Consider the following 15,560-nt stretch of genomic DNA (forward strand, 5'->3'; position numbering starts at 1 on the left):
GAAAGATGGCTGTACGTAAACGCTTTATTGCGGGTGCAAAATGTCCGACCTGCCTGGCGCAAGATACTCTGGCTATGTGGCGGGAAAATAATATTGATGTTGTTGAGTGTGTTAAGTGCGGTCACCAGATGCGTGAGGCCGATAAAGAGGCCCGCGATCACGTTCGCAAAGAAGAGCAAGTGATCGGGATTTTTCATCCGGACTAGCGATATGTCCTGAGTTTTTTTAAGCTAAAGGGTACACGGGTGCAGATTTCCGCTACAATCTGCGCCAGCAATTTTCCCACGCTCAGGAGATATCATGAAAGTAGCAAAAGACCTGGTGGTCAGCCTGGCCTATCAGGTACGTACAGAAGACGGTGTGTTGGTTGATGAGTCTCCGGTGAGTGCGCCGCTTGACTACCTGCATGGTCACGGTTCCCTGATTTCCGGCCTGGAAAACGCGCTGGAAGGTCATGAAGTTGGCGACAAATTTGATGTTGCTGTAGGCGCGAACGACGCTTATGGTCAGTATGATGACAACCTGGTTCAGCGTGTTCCTAAAGACGTGTTCATGGGCGTTGACGAACTGCAGGTTGGCATGCGCTTCCTGGCGGAAACCGACCAGGGTCCGGTTCCTGTCGAAATCACTGAAGTGGAAGACGACCACGTTGTGGTTGACGGTAACCACATGCTGGCTGGTCAGAACCTGAAGTTCAACGTAGAAGTTGTTGCGATCCGTGAAGCAACCGAAGAAGAGCTGGCTCATGGCCACGTTCACGGTGCGCACGGTCACGACCATGACCACGATCACGGCCACGACGGCTGCTGTGGTGGTCACGGCCACGATCACGACCATGGTCACGACCACGGTAAAGGTGGTTGCGGTAACGGTGGCTGCGGTTGCCACTAATTCCGCCACGCGGAAAATAAAAAAAGCGGGATTATCCCGCTTTTTTTACGCCTCAATAATGAGGTGGTGGCGTCTCTTCTGACTGAGAGGCAATGTTCGACGGCTGCGTGGCTTTCAGCTTTTCTGTTAGCAGGCGCATATGATCCCGCAGTTTTGCCATTTCGAGTTCATGTGCAGTCACGGTCTGGTTTAGCTCTTCGATGGTGATGTCCTGAAAAGCCAGGCGGCTTTCCAGCTCAGCCATTCTCGCTTCTATTGTTGTATCCTTCATCATTCACCTCGTTTATTTCAGATTCACCATAATGGCCCAGCGGCGGCGCAGTTTAACTGAGTTTATCCTGAAGTACAGTCTGCATCCCTTTGGCAGGAAACTTATTTAAACAAAAATAGTCTGAAAAGTGGCGAGAATTGGAAGTGTCTGTCTGTAGATTTCTTCCGCAACGTTTTATAGTACGTAACTCATTTACGTTTAACGCTGGGGTGAGAGTCCCCAGGCCCTGGAGATATGGATGAAATCACTGTTTAAAGTAACGCTGCTGGCGACGACGATGGCTGTTGCGCTGAACGCGCCGCTGTCATTCGCTGCTGATACTGCTGCGAAGCCTGCTGCCACTGCAGACAGCAAAGCGGCGTTCAAAAATGACGACCAGAAATCCGCCTACGCACTCGGCGCATCTCTGGGTCGTTACATGGAAAACTCTCTGAAAGAACAAGAGAAACTGGGCATCAAACTGGATAAAGCTCAGCTGATCGCGGGTGTTCAGGACGCATTTGCTGATAAGAGCAAGCTGTCTGACCAGGAGATCGAACAGACTCTGCAGGCGTTCGAAGCGCGTGTGAAAGGTGCCGCTCAGACTAAGATGGACGCGGACGCTAAAGAAAACGAAGCCAAAGGCAAAGCCTATCGCGATACCTTTGCGAAAGAGAAAGGTGTGAAAACCTCCTCTACTGGCCTGGTGTACAAAGTTGAGAAAGAAGGCACCGGTGATGCACCTAAAGACAGCGACACTGTAGTCGTGAACTACAAAGGTACGCTGATCGACGGTAAAGAGTTCGATAACTCTTACACCCGCGGTGAGCCGCTCTCCTTCCGTCTGGATGGTGTGATCCCTGGCTGGACTGAAGGCCTGAAAAACATCAAGAAAGGCGGCAAGATCAAGATGGTTATCCCACCAGATCTGGCGTACGGCAAAACTGGCGTCCCGGGTATCCCTGCAAACTCTACACTGGTCTTTGACGTAGAGCTGCTGGATATCAAACCGGCACCGAAAGCGGACGCTAAAGCAGACGCACCGGCTGACGATAAAGCCGCTGCTGCTAAGAAGTAATCCTGAAAATAAACCGCCGCCTTTAAGGCGGCGGTTTTTTTATTATGGGGCAGATATAATTAACACTGGAAAGCGTTATACCCGCTGTATTAATTTAGTTGTCCGTGTAGATAATGAGCCTGCCCTGAAAACCTAACGACAGGCTCCTGAAAAGGAGTGTTTTTTTCATGTCCAGGTCGCTTTTAACCAACGAAACCAGTGAACTTGATTTGCTGGATCAACGTCCTTTTGACCAGACCGACTTCGATATTCTGAAATCGTATGAAGCGGTGGTGGACGGGTTAGCGATGCTCATTGGCTCCCACTGCGAAATCGTATTGCACTCCCTGCAAGATCTGAAGTGTTCCGCCATCCGCATTGCTAATGGTGAGCATACTGGCCGTAAAATTGGTTCGCCAATCACCGACCTTGCATTGCGTATGTTGCATGACATGACCGGCGCGGACAGCAGCGTCTCCAAATGCTATTTCACCCGCGCCAAAAGTGGCGTGCTGATGAAATCAGAAACCATCGCGATTCGAAACCGCGAGCATCGTGTGATTGGATTGCTGTGCATCAACATGAACCTTGATGTGCCATTCTCGCAAATCATGAGCACCTTTATTCCACCAGAAACGCCAGATGTTGGCTCTTCCGTTAACTTTGCCTCTTCTGTTGAAGATCTTGTGACTCAGACGCTTGAGTTCACCATTGAAGAGGTGAACGCCGACCGCAACGTATCGAACAACGCCAAGAATCGCCAGATAGTGCTGAATCTCTATGAGAAAGGGATTTTTGATATTAAAGACGCCATCAACCAGGTTGCCGATCGTCTGAATATCTCCAAGCATACGGTTTACCTCTATATTCGCCAGTTCAAGAGCGGTGATTTCCTGGGGCAAGACAAGTAATGCGTTTTGCGTTAATGGTGACAGGCCCGGCGTACGGTACTCAGCAGGCCAGCAGTGCGTTGCAGTTTGCGCATGCGCTACTGGCAGCCGGACATGAACTGGCGAGCGTCTTCTTTTATCGGGAAGGGGTATATAACGCGAACCAGTTTACGTCACCGGCGAGTGATGAGTTTGATCTGGTGCGCGCATGGCAGGCATTAAACGAAAAGCAGGGCGTAGAACTGCATATCTGCGTGGCGGCGGCCCTGCGCCGCGGCGTGACTGATGCAACCGAAGCTGAGCGCCTGGGTTTATCGGGTTCTAACTTGCAGCCCGGTTTTTCGTTGAGTGGTCTGGGTGCACTGGCACAGGCAGCATTAACCTGCGACAGAGTGGTGCAATTCTGATGAAGCGTATCGCGTTTGTTTTTTCTTCAGCTCCGCACGGTAGTGCGTCTGGCAGAGAAGGGCTGGATGCGTTGCTCGCGACATCAGCATTGAGCGAAGATATTGGCGTCTTTTTTTTGGGAGATGGGGTGTTCCAGCTTCTTGCGGGGCAACAGCCGCAAACCATTCTGGCGCGCGATTACATCGCGACGTTCAAAGTGTTACCGCTGTACGATATAGAAACGTTCTATGTCTGTGCTGACTCTCTGGCCGCGCGTGGTTTAAACGAGGCAACGCCTTTCGTGCTGGATGTGACGTGCCTGTCTTCCACCGCACTGCGCGAGCACCTTTCCCACTACGACACCGTTCTGACTTTCTGAGGCTGCCATGCTCCATACTCTGAGCCATTCACCGTGGCAATGTGATATCGACGCGTTACTGAGTATGCTGCGCGAAGGTGATGACCTGCTGCTGATTCAGGATGGCGTACTTGCCGCACTGGAAGGCAGTCGTTTCGTTGAAATTCTCACGAATGCCCCCATAACAGTCTCTGCGCTGAAAGACGATCTGGATGCGCGGGGTCTTTCTGGTCAAATTTCAACCAAAATTGACGTGGTTGGCTATACTGATTTCGTCAATCTTACTGTGAAGCATGCCAGTCAAATGAACTGGTGATTTGAGATCGCTGTATATTTCTTGACACCTTTTCGACGTAGCCCTAAAATTTCGCGTCCTCATATTGTATGAGGTCGATTTATTACGTGTTTACGAAGCAAAAGCTAAAACCAGGAGCTATTTAATGGCAACAGTTAACCAGCTGGTACGCAAACCACGTGCACGCAAAGTTGCGAAAAGCAACGTGCCTGCGCTGGAAGCCTGCCCGCAGAAACGTGGCGTATGTACTCGTGTATATACCACCACTCCTAAAAAACCAAACTCCGCACTGCGTAAAGTATGCCGTGTGCGTTTGACTAACGGTTTCGAAGTGACTTCCTACATCGGTGGTGAAGGTCACAACCTGCAGGAACACTCCGTGATCCTGATCCGTGGCGGTCGTGTTAAAGACCTTCCGGGTGTTCGTTACCACACCGTTCGTGGTGCGCTGGACTGCTCAGGTGTTAAAGACCGTAAGCAGGCTCGCTCCAAGTACGGCGTGAAGCGTCCTAAGGCTTAATGGTTCTCCGTTAAGTAAGGCCAAACTGATTTATCTTAATGTCACACTAAACTCTTTGAGTTTTGGACAATCCTGAATTAACAACGGAGTATTCCCATGCCACGTCGTCGCGTCATTGGTCAGCGTAAAATTCTTCCAGATCCGAAATTCGGATCAGAACTGCTGGCAAAATTTGTAAATATCCTGATGGTAGATGGTAAAAAATCTACTGCAGAAGCAATCGTATACAGCGCGCTTGAGACCCTGGCTCAGCGTTCTGGTAAAAATGAACTGGAAGCTTTCGAAGTCGCTCTCGACAACGTTCGCCCGACTGTAGAAGTTAAGTCCCGCCGCGTTGGTGGTTCTACTTATCAGGTTCCAGTTGAAGTTCGTCCGGTTCGTCGTAATGCTCTGGCAATGCGTTGGATCGTTGAAGCTGCTCGTAAACGCGGTGATAAATCCATGGCTCTGCGTCTGGCGAACGAACTTTCTGATGCTGCAGACAACAAAGGTACTGCAGTTAAGAAACGTGAAGACGTTCACCGTATGGCAGAAGCCAACAAGGCGTTCGCACACTACCGTTGGTAATCCCTTCGGAGTATTAGTCACCAGGCGGGCGCTTCAGAGAAGCCGCCCGCTCTGGGTAACTTAACTGAACGCCTAAAGATATAACGAGGAATCAAATGGCTCGTACAACACCCATCGCACGCTACCGTAACATCGGTATCAGTGCGCACATCGACGCCGGTAAAACCACTACTACCGAACGTATTCTGTTCTACACCGGTGTAAACCATAAAATCGGTGAAGTTCATGACGGCGCTGCCACCATGGACTGGATGGAACAGGAGCAGGAGCGTGGTATTACTATCACCTCCGCAGCGACTACTGCATTCTGGTCAGGTATGGCTAAGCAGTACGAACCGCATCGCGTAAACATCATCGACACCCCAGGGCACGTTGACTTCACCATCGAAGTAGAACGTTCCATGCGTGTTCTTGACGGCGCGGTAATGGTTTATTGCGCAGTTGGTGGTGTTCAGCCACAGTCTGAAACCGTATGGCGTCAGGCGAACAAATATAAAGTTCCACGCATCGCGTTCGTTAACAAAATGGACCGTATGGGTGCTAACTTCCTGAAAGTTGTTGGCCAGATCAAAACCCGTCTGGGCGCGAACCCTGTTCCGCTGCAGCTGGCAATTGGTGCTGAAGAAGGCTTCACCGGCGTAATCGACCTGGTGAAAATGAAAGCCATCAACTGGAACGATGCAGACCAGGGCGTTACCTTCGAATACGAAGATATCCCAGCTGCAATGCAGGACCTGGCTGACGAATGGCACCAGAACCTGATCGAATCCGCTGCTGAAGCTTCTGAAGAGCTGATGGAGAAATACCTGGGTGGTGAAGAACTGACTGAAGAAGAGATCAAAAAAGCTCTGCGTCAGCGTGTTCTGAACAACGAAATCATCCTGGTAACCTGTGGTTCTGCGTTCAAGAACAAAGGTGTGCAGGCGATGCTGGATGCGGTAGTTGACTACCTGCCATCCCCGGTTGACGTTCCTGCGATCAACGGCATCCTGGACGACGGTAAAGATACTCCGGCTGAGCGTCACGCAAGCGACGAAGAGCCATTCTCTGCACTGGCGTTCAAAATTGCTACCGACCCATTCGTGGGTAACCTGACCTTCTTCCGCGTTTACTCTGGTGTGGTTAACTCCGGTGACACCATCCTGAACTCCGTGAAAGCGGCGCGTGAACGTTTTGGCCGTATCGTACAGATGCACGCTAACAAACGTGAAGAAATCAAAGAAGTTCGTGCGGGCGACATCGCTGCAGCTATCGGTCTGAAAGACGTGACCACTGGTGACACCCTGTGTGACCCAGATCACCCAATCATTCTGGAGCGTATGGAATTCCCTGAGCCGGTAATCTCCATCGCAGTTGAACCAAAAACCAAAGCTGACCAGGAAAAAATGGGTCTGGCTCTGGGCCGTCTGGCGAAAGAAGACCCATCATTCCGCGTATGGACTGATGAAGAATCTAACCAGACCATCATCGCTGGTATGGGTGAACTGCACCTGGACATCATCGTTGACCGTATGAAGCGTGAATTCAACGTTGAAGCGAACGTGGGTAAACCTCAGGTTGCTTACCGCGAAGCGATTCGCGCGAAAGTTACCGATGTTGAAGGTAAACACGCTAAGCAGTCTGGTGGTCGCGGTCAGTACGGTCACGTTGTGATCGACATGTACCCACTGGAGCCGGGCTCTAACCCTAAAGGTTACGAGTTCATCAACGACATCAAAGGTGGTGTAATTCCTGGTGAATACATCCCAGCCGTTGATAAAGGCATCCAGGAACAGCTGAAAGCGGGCCCTCTGGCTGGCTATCCGGTTGTTGACATGGGTATCCGTCTGCACTTCGGTTCTTACCACGACGTTGACTCCTCTGAACTGGCGTTTAAACTGGCTGCGTCTATTGCCTTTAAAGAAGGCTTTAAGAAAGCAAAACCAGTTCTGCTTGAGCCAATCATGAAGGTTGAAGTAGAAACTCCTGAAGAGAACACCGGTGACGTTATCGGTGACTTGAGCCGTCGTCGCGGTATGCTGCGTGGTCAGGAATCCGAAGTAACTGGCGTTAAGATCCACGCTGAAGTTCCACTGTCTGAAATGTTCGGATATGCAACTCAGCTGCGTTCTCTGACCAAAGGTCGTGCATCATACACCATGGAATTCCTGAAGTATGATGATGCGCCTAACAACGTTGCTCAGGCCGTTATTGAAGCCCGTGGTAAGTAATCCACAGGATTAAAACCTAAGTCCCGTGCTCTCTCCAAAGGGGAGAGCACTATAGTAAGGAATATAGCCGTGTCTAAAGAAAAATTTGAACGTACAAAACCGCACGTCAACGTTGGTACTATCGGCCACGTTGACCATGGTAAAACTACCCTGACCGCTGCAATCACTACCGTTCTGGCTAAAACCTACGGTGGTTCTGCTCGTGCATTCGACCAGATCGATAACGCACCAGAAGAAAAAGCTCGTGGTATCACCATCAACACCTCTCACGTTGAGTACGACACCCCGACTCGCCACTACGCACACGTAGACTGCCCAGGCCACGCCGACTATGTTAAAAACATGATCACCGGTGCTGCGCAGATGGACGGCGCGATCCTGGTTGTTGCTGCGACTGACGGCCCAATGCCTCAGACTCGTGAGCACATCCTGCTGGGTCGTCAGGTAGGCGTTCCTTACATCATCGTGTTCCTGAACAAGTGCGACATGGTTGATGACGAAGAGCTGCTGGAACTGGTAGAGATGGAAGTTCGTGAACTGCTGTCTCAGTACGATTTCCCAGGCGACGATACTCCAATCGTTCGTGGTTCTGCTCTGAAAGCGCTGGAAGGCGAAGCAGAGTGGGAAGCGAAAATCATCGAACTGGCTGGCTTCCTGGATTCTTACATCCCAGAACCAGAGCGTGCGATTGACAAGCCATTCCTGCTGCCAATCGAAGACGTATTCTCCATCTCCGGTCGTGGTACCGTTGTTACCGGTCGTGTAGAGCGCGGTATCATCAAAGTTGGTGAAGAAGTTGAAATCGTTGGTATCAAAGAGACTGCGAAGTCTACCTGTACTGGCGTTGAAATGTTCCGCAAACTGCTGGACGAAGGCCGTGCTGGTGAGAACGTTGGTGTTCTGCTGCGTGGTATCAAACGTGAAGAAATCGAACGTGGTCAGGTTCTGGCGAAGCCAGGCTCAATCAAGCCACACACCAAGTTCGAATCTGAAGTGTACATTCTGTCCAAAGACGAAGGCGGCCGTCATACTCCGTTCTTCAAAGGCTACCGTCCACAGTTCTACTTCCGTACTACTGACGTGACCGGTACCATCGAACTGCCAGAAGGCGTAGAGATGGTAATGCCAGGCGACAACATCAAGATGGTTGTGACTCTGATCCACCCAATCGCGATGGATGACGGTCTGCGTTTCGCAATCCGTGAAGGCGGCCGTACCGTTGGCGCGGGCGTTGTTGCTAAAGTTCTGGGCTAATTAATTATCCCCGAATAAAAAAAGGACGCTTCGGCGTCCTTTTTTGTTTTCTGCCACTCAAGCACTGTCACAAAATTTCGCATTTTTTGCCTGCTCCCGCCCCGTATTGTGGTGTTTGTGCTATTGTAATCATAACCATTCTCACTTACACTTTGCGCATAATTTGAACGGGAGTCTCTATGTACGTTTGTTTATGTAATGGTGTCAGTGACAAAAAAATACGCCAGGCCGTTCGCCAGTTTCAGCCTCAGTCATTTCAGCAGCTACGCAAATTTGTTCCGGTGGGAAATCAATGTGGTAAATGTGTACGTGCTGCGCGAGAGATCATGCAGGACGAATTGATGCAGATCCCGGAATACAAAGAGATCGCGTAAGCGCCCATCTTTTTTTTGACATCCCTGTAGCCCGATCTACGCTTCAATGAGTGGAAGCGGAGGGACTATATAATGAAAGGTGATGTTAAAATCATAAGTTATCTCAATAAATTATTGGGAAATGAGCTTGTCGCAATCAACCAGTACTTTCTTCACGCGAGAATGTTTAAAAACTGGGGACTTAAACGTCTAAACGACGTTGAGTACCATGAATCTATTGATGAGATGAAACACGCTGATAAATATATCGAGCGTATTTTATTCCTTGAAGGCATTCCAAACCTGCAGGATCTAGGAAAGCTGGGCATCGGAGAAGATGTCGAAGAGATGCTGCGTTCTGATCTCAGGCTCGAACTTGAAGGCGCCAAAGATCTCCGTGAAGCTATTGCCTATGCGGATAGCGTCCATGATTACGTCAGCCGCGACATGATGATCCAGATCCTGGCCGACGAAGAGGGTCATATTGACTGGCTGGAAACTGAGCTGGATCTCATCGCTAAGATTGGCCTGCAAAACTACCTTCAGTCGCAGATTAAAGTGGAAGAGTAACCAGCGTCTTCCAGCCAACGCATAAACCCGCAGCTGCCAGAAATGGCCCAAAAGGCAGCGGGTTTTTTATTGCCTCTTTATCAGAGGTGAGTAATGAAAAAACAAGAATGCTAAGTAATGCCATAAGCGCAGCGAGTAATGCCAGGGTTGGCAGCACGCACCAACCATGCCAGGCGCCAAGCGCAGACAGGTATTTAACATCGCCATATCCCATCCCTTCACGCCGGCAGATAAATCGATAGCCCCAGTAAATAACGGCAAAGCCAAAATATCCTGCCATTGCCCCCATCACCGCACTCGCCAAAAAATCAGGATGGATACAAAGCTGAAAGAGCAGGCCTACCCATAGCAGCGGACAGAGAAATTTATCGGGAAGCAGTCCGTAGCGAATATCAGCATGAACAAGAAAGGCAGTCAGCGAAGAATAGATCAGCAAAAAGGTGAGGGTGGTTAACATCGAAAAGGCCTCAAAGGGGTTTGAGCGCATACTCGTTGTAACCTGCTTAACCGGCAATACACAAAAGCAGCAATTGCGTAGCGGGTCCAGACAAAGATTCGACAAGGAATACATTGCATAAAAAGTTGCGCGCCCTTACGCAAGCTGCGTCTTTGGCGCTTAATTTCTAAACGGCACTTGCGTCTTGCCCAGATTTACGTATAATGCGCGGGCTTGTCGTAATTGACGGCGGGTTCAATCAGAACCAGAGTAGCTCATTTTGTTACTCAACAATGCTCCCAATTGGGGAGCTACGTAAGAACGGTTACACTCTCCCATCAATCGTAATGGGTTTGAGGAGTAATCATTTTCGTTTATAAAATAATTGGAGCTCTGGTCTCATGCAGAACCAAAGAATCCGTATCCGCCTTAAAGCGTTTGATCATCGTCTGATCGATCAATCAACCGCGGAAATCGTCGAGACTGCTAAGCGCACTGGTGCGCAAGTCCGTGGTCCGATCCCGCTGCCGACCCGCAAAGAGCGCTTCACCGTTCTGATCTCCCCGCACGTTAACAAAGACGCGCGTGATCAGTACGAAATCCGCACTCACAAGCGTCTGGTTGACATCGTTGAGCCAACTGAGAAAACCGTTGATGCTCTGATGCGTCTGGATCTGGCTGCCGGTGTAGACGTGCAGATCAGCCTGGGTTAATCAGGTCATCGAGCGATTGAGAGGTTGAAACAATGATTGGTTTAGTCGGTAAAAAAGTGGGTATGACCCGCATCTTCACTGAAGATGGCGTTTCTATCCCAGTAACCGTAATCGAAGTTGAAGCAAACCGCGTTACTCAGGTTAAAGATCTGGCTAACGATGGCTACCGCGCTATTCAGGTTACCACTGGTGCTAAAAAAGCTAACCGTGTAACCAAACCAGAAGCGGGTCACTTCGCTAAAGCTGGCGTAGAAGCTGGCCGTGGTCTGTGGGAATTCCGTCTTGCTGAAGGCGAAGAGTTCACCGTAGGTCAGGACATTAGCGTTGAGCTGTTTGCTGACGTTAAAAAAGTTGACGTAACCGGTACCTCTAAAGGTAAAGGTTTTGCTGGTACCGTTAAGCGCTGGAACTTCCGTACCCAGGACGCTACTCACGGTAACTCCTTGTCTCACCGCGTTCCGGGTTCTATCGGTCAGAACCAGACTCCGGGCAAAGTGTTCAAAGGCAAGAAAATGGCAGGTCAGCTGGGTAACGAACGTGTAACCGTTCAGAGCCTGGACGTAGTACGTGTTGACGCTGAGCGCAACCTGCTGCTGGTTAAAGGTGCAGTTCCGGGTGCAACCGGTAGCGACCTGATCGTTAAACCAGCTGTGAAGGCGTAAGGGGATAGCAATGGAATTAGTATTGAAAGACGCGCAGAGCGCGCTGACTGTTTCCGAAACTACCTTCGGTCGTGATTTCAACGAAGCGCTGGTTCACCAGGTTGTTGTTGCTTATGCAGCTGGTGCTCGTCAGGGTACTCGTGCTCAGAAGACTCGTGCTGAAGTAACTGGTTCCGGCAAAAAGCCATGGCGCCAGAAAGGTACCGGCCGTGCGCGTTCAGGTTCTATCAAGAGCCCGATCTGGCGTTCAGGTGGCGTGACCTTCGCTGCGCGTCCACAGGACCACAGTCAAAAAGTTAACAAAAAGATGTACCGCGGCGCGCTGAAAAGCATCCTGTCCGAACTGGTACGTCAGGATCGTCTGATCGTTGTCGAGAAGTTCTCTGTAGAAGCGCCTAAAACTAAGCTGCTGGCACAGAAACTGAAAGACATGGCTCTGGAAGATGTGCTGATCATCACCGGTGAGCTGGACGAGAACCTGTTCCTGGCCGCACGTAACCTGCACAAGGTTGACGTACGCGATGCGACTGGTATCGACCCGGTTAGCCTGATCGCCTTCGACAAAGTCGTAATGACTGCTGATGCTGTTAAGCAAGTTGAGGAGATGCTGGCATGATTCGTGAAGAACGTCTGCTGAAGGTGCTTCGCGCACCGCACGTTTCTGAAAAAGCGTCTACTGCGATGGAAAAAACAAACACCATCGTTCTCAAAGTTGCTAAAGACGCGACCAAAGCAGAGATCAAAGCTGCTGTGCAGAAACTGTTTGAAGTCGAAGTCGAAGTCGTTAACACCCTGGTAGTTAAAGGGAAAGTTAAACGTCACGGACAGCGTATCGGTCGTCGTAGCGACTGGAAAAAAGCTTACGTCACCCTGAAAGAAGGCCAGAATCTGGACTTCGTTGGCGGCGCTGAGTAAGTCGGAGGAGTAATACAATGGCAGTTGTTAAATGTAAACCGACATCTCCGGGTCGTCGCCACGTAGTTAAAGTGGTTAACCCTGAGCTGCACAAGGGCAAACCTTTTGCTCCGTTGCTGGAAAAAAACAGCAAATCCGGTGGTCGTAACAACAATGGCCGTATCACCACTCGTCACATCGGTGGTGGCCACAAGCAGGCTTATCGTATTGTTGACTTCAAACGCAACAAAGACGGTATCCCAGCAGTTGTTGAACGTCTTGAGTACGATCCGAACCGTTCCGCGAACATCGCGCTGGTTCTGTACAAAGACGGCGAACGCCGTTACATCCTGGCCCCTAAAGGCCTGAAAGCTGGCGACCAGATTCAGTCTGGCGTTGATGCTGCAATCAAAGCAGGTAACACCCTGCCGATGCGCAATATCCCGGTTGGTTCTACCGTTCATAACGTAGAAATGAAACCAGGTAAAGGCGGTCAGCTGGCACGTTCCGCTGGTACTTACGTTCAGATCGTTGCTCGTGATGGTGCTTATGTCACCCTGCGTCTGCGTTCTGGTGAAATGCGTAAAGTCGAAGCAGACTGCCGTGCAACCCTGGGCGAAGTTGGCAATGCTGAGCATATGCTGCGCGTTCTGGGTAAAGCAGGTGCTGCACGCTGGCGTGGTGTTCGTCCTACCGTTCGCGGTACTGCGATGAACCCAGTCGACCACCCACATGGTGGTGGTGAAGGTCGTAACTTTGGTAAGCACCCGGTAACTCCGTGGGGCGTTCAGACCAAAGGTAAGAAGACCCGCAGCAACAAGCGTACTGATAAATTTATCGTACGTCGCCGTAGCAAATAATTTTAGAGGATAAGCCATGCCACGTTCTCTCAAGAAAGGTCCTTTTATTGACCTGCACTTGCTGAAGAAGGTAGAGAAAGCGGTGGAAAGCGGAGACAAGAAGCCCCTGCGCACTTGGTCCCGTCGTTCAACGATCTTTCCTAACATGATCGGTTTGACCATCGCTGTCCATAATGGTCGTCAGCACGTTCCAGTCTTTGTTACCGACGAAATGGTTGGTCACAAACTGGGTGAATTCGCACCGACTCGTACTTATCGCGGCCACGCTGCTGATAAAAAAGCGAAGAAGAAATAAGGTAGGAGGAAGAGATGGAAACTTTAGCTCAACATCGCCATGCTCGTTCTTCTGCACAGAAGGTTCGCCTTGTTGCTGACCTGATTCGCGGTAAGAAAGTGTCGCAGGCCCTGGACATCCTGACCTATACCAACAAGAAAGCTGCGGTATTGGTCAAGAAAGTACTGGAATCTGCCATTGCTAACGCTGAACACAACGATGGCGCTGACATCGACGATCTGAAAGTCGCGAAAATTTTCGTAGATGAAGGCCCAAGCATGAAGCGCATTATGCCGCGTGCGAAAGGTCGTGCAGATCGCATCCTGAAGCGCACCAGCCACATTACTGTGGTTGTGTCCGATCGCTGAGACTCTGGAGACTAGCAATGGGTCAGAAAGTACATCCTAATGGTATTCGCCTGGGTATTGTAAAACCATGGAACTCTACCTGGTTTGCGAACACCAAAGAATTCGCTGACAACCTGGACAGCGATTTTAAAGTACGTCAGTACCTGACTAAGGAACTGGCTAAAGCGTCTGTATCTCGTATCGTTATCGAGCGTCCAGCTAAGAGCATCCGTGTGACTATCCACACTGCTCGTCCTGGCATCGTTATCGGTAAGAAAGGCGAAGACGTAGAAAAACTGCGCAAGGTCGTAGCGGATATCGCTGGCGTTCCTGCACAGATCAATATCGCTGAAGTTCGTAAGCCTGAACTGGACGCTAAATTGGTTGCTGACAGCATCACTTCACAGCTGGAACGTCGTGTTATGTTCCGTCGTGCTATGAAGCGTGCTGTACAGAACGCAATGCGTCTGGGCGCTAAAGGTATCAAAGTTGAAGTTAGCGGCCGTCTGGGCGGCGCGGAAATCGCACGTACCGAATGGTACCGTGAAGGTCGCGTACCGCTGCACACTCTGCGTGCTGACATCGACTACAACACCTCTGAAGCGCACACCACTTACGGTGTAATCGGCGTTAAGGTATGGATCTTCAAAGGTGAGATCCTGGGTGGTATGGCTGCTGTTGAACAACCGGAAAAACCGGCTGCTCAACCTAAAAAGCAGCAGCGTAAAGGCCGTAAATAAGGAGCGTCGCTGATGTTACAACCAAAGCGTACAAAATTCCGTAAAGTGCACAAAGGCCGCAACCGTGGTCTGGCGCAGGGTACGGATGTTAGCTTCGGCACTTTCGGTCTGAAAGCTGTTGGCCGTGGTCGTCTGACTGCACGTCAGATCGAAGCAGCACGTCGTGCAATGACCCGTGCAGTTAAGCGTCAAGGTAAAATTTGGATCCGTGTATTCCCGGACAAACCAATTACCGAGAAGCCGCTGGAAGTTCGTATGGGTAAAGGTAAAGGTAACGTGGAGTACTGGGTTGCCTTGATCCAACCGGGCAAAGTCCTGTATGAAATGGACGGTGTTCCGGAAGAGCTGGCCCGTGAAGCCTTCGGCCTGGCAGCAGCGAAACTGCCTATCAAAACCACCTTTGTAACTAAGACGGTGATGTAATGAAAGCAAAAGAGCTGCGTGAAAAAAGCGTTGAAGAGCTGAACGCTGAGCTGCTGAACCTGCTGCGTGAGCAGTTCAACCTGCGTATGCAGGCTGCAAGTGGCCAGCTGCAACAGACTCACCTGCTGAAGCAAGTGCGTCGCAATGTTGCACGCGTTAAGACTTTACTGACTCAGAAGGCGGGTGCGTAATGACCGATAAAATCCGTACTCTGCAAGGTCGTGTTGTTAGCGACAAAATGGAGAAATCCATTGTTGTAGCTATCGAACGTATTGTGAAACACCCGATCTACGGTAAATTCATCAAGCGTACGACCAAACTGCACGTACATGACGAGAACAACGAATGTGGTATCGGCGACAAGGTTGAAATCCGTGAATGCCGTCCACTGTCCAAGACTAAGTCCTGGACGCTGGTTCGCGTTGTAGAGAAAGCGGTTCTGTAATACAGTACGCATTCTCAATACGAATAAACGGCTCAGCGATGAGCCGTTTATTTTTTCTACCCATATTGCAGAAGCGGTGTTATAATGCCGCGCCCTCGATATGGGGCTTTTTAACGGCTCTGATTTTAGAGTCTCAGGTAGTAGTTGACATTAGCGGAGCACTA

26 protein-coding genes are annotated in these 15,560 nt (G+C 50.3%); 24 read left to right on the forward strand and 2 right to left on the reverse strand.

Features of this window, described 5'->3' with window-relative positions:
• Positions 1–5 precede the first annotated feature (5 nt).
• Together AC0XWG_RS09190 and slyD are read left to right on the forward strand one after the other, a co-directional pair.
• Entirely contained in the window at positions 6–206 is a 201-nt protein-coding gene (locus AC0XWG_RS09190; RefSeq protein WP_128348344.1) for a YheV family putative zinc ribbon protein, read from the forward strand.
• A gap of 94 nt (positions 207–300) precedes the next feature.
• The gene (slyD, locus tag AC0XWG_RS09195) at positions 301–891 is read left to right on the forward strand and encodes a peptidylprolyl isomerase (protein ID WP_014833521.1); all 591 of its coding nucleotides are present in this window, start codon (positions 301–303) and stop codon (positions 889–891) included.
• Positions 892–943: 52 nt separating this feature from the next.
• Here slyD and AC0XWG_RS09200 read toward each other — a convergent pair whose 3' ends face one another.
• A complete protein-coding gene (locus AC0XWG_RS09200) occupies positions 944–1,162 on the reverse strand; it encodes a protein SlyX (protein WP_008503009.1) in 219 nt (72 codons plus the stop codon).
• A 238-nt stretch (positions 1,163–1,400) separates the two neighbouring features.
• On the opposite strand from AC0XWG_RS09200, the gene fkpA reads away from it, so the two are divergent.
• From fkpA to bfr, 11 genes are all read left to right on the forward strand, one after another.
• Positions 1,401–2,219 (forward strand): FKBP-type peptidyl-prolyl cis-trans isomerase, encoded by an 819-nt coding sequence (gene fkpA, locus AC0XWG_RS09205; RefSeq protein WP_028017996.1) that lies wholly within the window; start codon positions 1,401–1,403, stop codon positions 2,217–2,219.
• A 167-nt stretch (positions 2,220–2,386) separates the two neighbouring features.
• Positions 2,387–3,109, forward strand: coding sequence for a helix-turn-helix transcriptional regulator (locus tag AC0XWG_RS09210; protein WP_003861697.1), 723 nt, complete (start codon positions 2,387–2,389; stop codon positions 3,107–3,109).
• On the forward strand, positions 3,109–3,495 hold the full coding sequence (gene tusD, locus AC0XWG_RS09215) for a sulfurtransferase complex subunit TusD (RefSeq protein ID WP_028017995.1): 387 nt from the start codon (positions 3,109–3,111) through the stop codon (positions 3,493–3,495). The genes AC0XWG_RS09210 and tusD overlap by 1 nt, the downstream gene beginning before the upstream one ends.
• A complete protein-coding gene (tusC, locus tag AC0XWG_RS09220) occupies positions 3,495–3,854 on the forward strand; it encodes a sulfurtransferase complex subunit TusC (RefSeq protein ID WP_028017994.1) in 360 nt (119 codons plus the stop codon). Before tusD ends, tusC begins: the two co-directional genes overlap by 1 nt.
• A 7-nt stretch (positions 3,855–3,861) precedes the next feature.
• Positions 3,862–4,149 (forward strand): sulfurtransferase complex subunit TusB, encoded by a 288-nt coding sequence (tusB, locus tag AC0XWG_RS09225; protein WP_128348342.1) that lies wholly within the window; start codon positions 3,862–3,864, stop codon positions 4,147–4,149.
• A 124-nt stretch (positions 4,150–4,273) separates the two neighbouring features.
• Positions 4,274–4,648 carry a 30S ribosomal protein S12 gene (rpsL, locus tag AC0XWG_RS09230; protein ID WP_000246815.1) on the forward strand — a complete coding sequence of 125 codons (375 nt, stop codon included), beginning with the start codon at positions 4,274–4,276 and terminating at the stop codon, positions 4,646–4,648.
• Positions 4,649–4,744: 96 nt separating this feature from the next.
• Positions 4,745–5,215, forward strand: coding sequence for a 30S ribosomal protein S7 (rpsG, locus tag AC0XWG_RS09235; protein WP_004106370.1), 471 nt, complete (start codon positions 4,745–4,747; stop codon positions 5,213–5,215).
• A 95-nt stretch (positions 5,216–5,310) separates the two neighbouring features.
• Positions 5,311–7,425 (forward strand): elongation factor G, encoded by a 2,115-nt coding sequence (gene fusA / locus AC0XWG_RS09240; RefSeq protein WP_028017992.1) that lies wholly within the window; start codon positions 5,311–5,313, stop codon positions 7,423–7,425.
• Between the two features lie 69 nt (positions 7,426–7,494).
• A complete protein-coding gene (gene tuf, locus AC0XWG_RS09245; RefSeq protein WP_023326212.1) occupies positions 7,495–8,679 on the forward strand; it encodes an elongation factor Tu in 1,185 nt (394 codons plus the stop codon).
• Between the two features lie 179 nt (positions 8,680–8,858).
• A complete protein-coding gene (gene bfd, locus AC0XWG_RS09250; RefSeq protein ID WP_008503493.1) occupies positions 8,859–9,053 on the forward strand; it encodes a bacterioferritin-associated ferredoxin in 195 nt (64 codons plus the stop codon).
• A 72-nt stretch (positions 9,054–9,125) separates the two neighbouring features.
• Complete coding sequence (gene bfr, locus AC0XWG_RS09255; protein WP_008503492.1) at positions 9,126–9,602, forward strand: bacterioferritin; 477 nt, start codon at positions 9,126–9,128, stop codon at positions 9,600–9,602.
• On the opposite strand, the gene AC0XWG_RS09260 is transcribed toward bfr, so the two are convergent.
• Positions 9,586–10,059: a prepilin peptidase gene (locus tag AC0XWG_RS09260; protein WP_049006574.1), complete on the reverse strand. Its 474-nt coding sequence runs from the start codon at positions 10,057–10,059 to the stop codon at positions 9,586–9,588. The two genes, bfr and AC0XWG_RS09260, sit on opposite strands and share 17 nt — an antisense overlap.
• Positions 10,060–10,439: 380 nt before the next feature.
• On the opposite strand from AC0XWG_RS09260, the gene rpsJ reads away from it, so the two are divergent.
• The 11 genes from rpsJ to rpsQ are packed head-to-tail and all read left to right on the forward strand — an operon-like array spanning position 10,440 to position 15,396.
• Positions 10,440–10,751, forward strand: coding sequence for a 30S ribosomal protein S10 (gene rpsJ, locus AC0XWG_RS09265; RefSeq protein WP_001181005.1), 312 nt, complete (start codon positions 10,440–10,442; stop codon positions 10,749–10,751).
• 32 nt (positions 10,752–10,783) lie between these two features.
• Complete coding sequence (gene rplC, locus AC0XWG_RS09270) at positions 10,784–11,413, forward strand: 50S ribosomal protein L3 (RefSeq protein ID WP_003863274.1); 630 nt, start codon at positions 10,784–10,786, stop codon at positions 11,411–11,413.
• 10 nt (positions 11,414–11,423) lie between these two features.
• The gene (gene rplD, locus AC0XWG_RS09275) at positions 11,424–12,029 is read left to right on the forward strand and encodes a 50S ribosomal protein L4 (protein WP_000424395.1); all 606 of its coding nucleotides are present in this window, start codon (positions 11,424–11,426) and stop codon (positions 12,027–12,029) included.
• On the forward strand, positions 12,026–12,328 hold the full coding sequence (gene rplW, locus AC0XWG_RS09280; RefSeq protein WP_000617546.1) for a 50S ribosomal protein L23: 303 nt from the start codon (positions 12,026–12,028) through the stop codon (positions 12,326–12,328). Before rplD ends, rplW begins: the two co-directional genes overlap by 4 nt.
• A gap of 17 nt (positions 12,329–12,345) precedes the next feature.
• A complete protein-coding gene (gene rplB / locus AC0XWG_RS09285) occupies positions 12,346–13,167 on the forward strand; it encodes a 50S ribosomal protein L2 (protein ID WP_000301859.1) in 822 nt (273 codons plus the stop codon).
• A gap of 16 nt (positions 13,168–13,183) precedes the next feature.
• A complete protein-coding gene (gene rpsS / locus AC0XWG_RS09290) occupies positions 13,184–13,462 on the forward strand; it encodes a 30S ribosomal protein S19 (RefSeq protein ID WP_001138117.1) in 279 nt (92 codons plus the stop codon).
• Between the two features lie 14 nt (positions 13,463–13,476).
• Positions 13,477–13,809: a 50S ribosomal protein L22 gene (rplV, locus tag AC0XWG_RS09295; RefSeq protein ID WP_002919773.1), complete on the forward strand. Its 333-nt coding sequence runs from the start codon at positions 13,477–13,479 to the stop codon at positions 13,807–13,809.
• 17 nt (positions 13,810–13,826) lie between these two features.
• Entirely contained in the window at positions 13,827–14,528 is a 702-nt protein-coding gene (rpsC, locus tag AC0XWG_RS09300) for a 30S ribosomal protein S3 (protein ID WP_000529945.1), read from the forward strand.
• 12 nt (positions 14,529–14,540) lie between these two features.
• Entirely contained in the window at positions 14,541–14,951 is a 411-nt protein-coding gene (rplP, locus tag AC0XWG_RS09305) for a 50S ribosomal protein L16 (protein ID WP_002919759.1), read from the forward strand.
• Entirely contained in the window at positions 14,951–15,142 is a 192-nt protein-coding gene (gene rpmC, locus AC0XWG_RS09310; RefSeq protein ID WP_003863282.1) for a 50S ribosomal protein L29, read from the forward strand. Before rplP ends, rpmC begins: the two co-directional genes overlap by 1 nt.
• Complete coding sequence (rpsQ, locus tag AC0XWG_RS09315) at positions 15,142–15,396, forward strand: 30S ribosomal protein S17 (RefSeq protein ID WP_008503489.1); 255 nt, start codon at positions 15,142–15,144, stop codon at positions 15,394–15,396. Before rpmC ends, rpsQ begins: the two co-directional genes overlap by 1 nt.
• Positions 15,397–15,560: the final 164 nt, after the last annotated feature.

Source organism: Enterobacter sp. DVT3837 (assembly GCF_056238685.1).

Bases quoted from the DNA above. Each gene is read 5' to 3' on its own strand.
- bfr (WP_008503492.1), top strand. From the start codon at position 9,126: ATGAAAGGTGATGTTAAAATCATAAGTTATCTCAATAAATTATTGGGA.
- AC0XWG_RS09200 (WP_008503009.1), bottom strand. From the start codon at position 1,162: ATGAAGGATACAACAATAGAAGCGAGAATGGCTGAGCTGGAAAGCCGC.
- AC0XWG_RS09260 (WP_049006574.1), bottom strand. From the start codon at position 10,059: ATGTTAACCACCCTCACCTTTTTGCTGATCTATTCTTCGCTGACTGCC.
- slyD (WP_014833521.1), top strand. From the start codon at position 301: ATGAAAGTAGCAAAAGACCTGGTGGTCAGCCTGGCCTATCAGGTACGT.
- rplP (WP_002919759.1), top strand. From the start codon at position 14,541: ATGTTACAACCAAAGCGTACAAAATTCCGTAAAGTGCACAAAGGCCGC.
- rplB (WP_000301859.1), top strand. From the start codon at position 12,346: ATGGCAGTTGTTAAATGTAAACCGACATCTCCGGGTCGTCGCCACGTA.
- fkpA (WP_028017996.1), top strand. From the start codon at position 1,401: ATGAAATCACTGTTTAAAGTAACGCTGCTGGCGACGACGATGGCTGTT.
- AC0XWG_RS09210 (WP_003861697.1), top strand. From the start codon at position 2,387: ATGTCCAGGTCGCTTTTAACCAACGAAACCAGTGAACTTGATTTGCTG.
- tusD (WP_028017995.1), top strand. From the start codon at position 3,109: ATGCGTTTTGCGTTAATGGTGACAGGCCCGGCGTACGGTACTCAGCAG.
- rpsG (WP_004106370.1), top strand. From the start codon at position 4,745: ATGCCACGTCGTCGCGTCATTGGTCAGCGTAAAATTCTTCCAGATCCG.
- tusC (WP_028017994.1), top strand. From the start codon at position 3,495: ATGAAGCGTATCGCGTTTGTTTTTTCTTCAGCTCCGCACGGTAGTGCG.
- fusA (WP_028017992.1), top strand. From the start codon at position 5,311: ATGGCTCGTACAACACCCATCGCACGCTACCGTAACATCGGTATCAGT.
- rplV (WP_002919773.1), top strand. From the start codon at position 13,477: ATGGAAACTTTAGCTCAACATCGCCATGCTCGTTCTTCTGCACAGAAG.
- rpsC (WP_000529945.1), top strand. From the start codon at position 13,827: ATGGGTCAGAAAGTACATCCTAATGGTATTCGCCTGGGTATTGTAAAA.
- rpmC (WP_003863282.1), top strand. From the start codon at position 14,951: ATGAAAGCAAAAGAGCTGCGTGAAAAAAGCGTTGAAGAGCTGAACGCT.
- rpsS (WP_001138117.1), top strand. From the start codon at position 13,184: ATGCCACGTTCTCTCAAGAAAGGTCCTTTTATTGACCTGCACTTGCTG.
- rpsQ (WP_008503489.1), top strand. From the start codon at position 15,142: ATGACCGATAAAATCCGTACTCTGCAAGGTCGTGTTGTTAGCGACAAA.
- rpsL (WP_000246815.1), top strand. From the start codon at position 4,274: ATGGCAACAGTTAACCAGCTGGTACGCAAACCACGTGCACGCAAAGTT.
- tusB (WP_128348342.1), top strand. From the start codon at position 3,862: ATGCTCCATACTCTGAGCCATTCACCGTGGCAATGTGATATCGACGCG.
- rplD (WP_000424395.1), top strand. From the start codon at position 11,424: ATGGAATTAGTATTGAAAGACGCGCAGAGCGCGCTGACTGTTTCCGAA.
- AC0XWG_RS09190 (WP_128348344.1), top strand. From the start codon at position 6: ATGGCTGTACGTAAACGCTTTATTGCGGGTGCAAAATGTCCGACCTGC.
- rpsJ (WP_001181005.1), top strand. From the start codon at position 10,440: ATGCAGAACCAAAGAATCCGTATCCGCCTTAAAGCGTTTGATCATCGT.
- rplW (WP_000617546.1), top strand. From the start codon at position 12,026: ATGATTCGTGAAGAACGTCTGCTGAAGGTGCTTCGCGCACCGCACGTT.
- rplC (WP_003863274.1), top strand. From the start codon at position 10,784: ATGATTGGTTTAGTCGGTAAAAAAGTGGGTATGACCCGCATCTTCACT.
- bfd (WP_008503493.1), top strand. From the start codon at position 8,859: ATGTACGTTTGTTTATGTAATGGTGTCAGTGACAAAAAAATACGCCAG.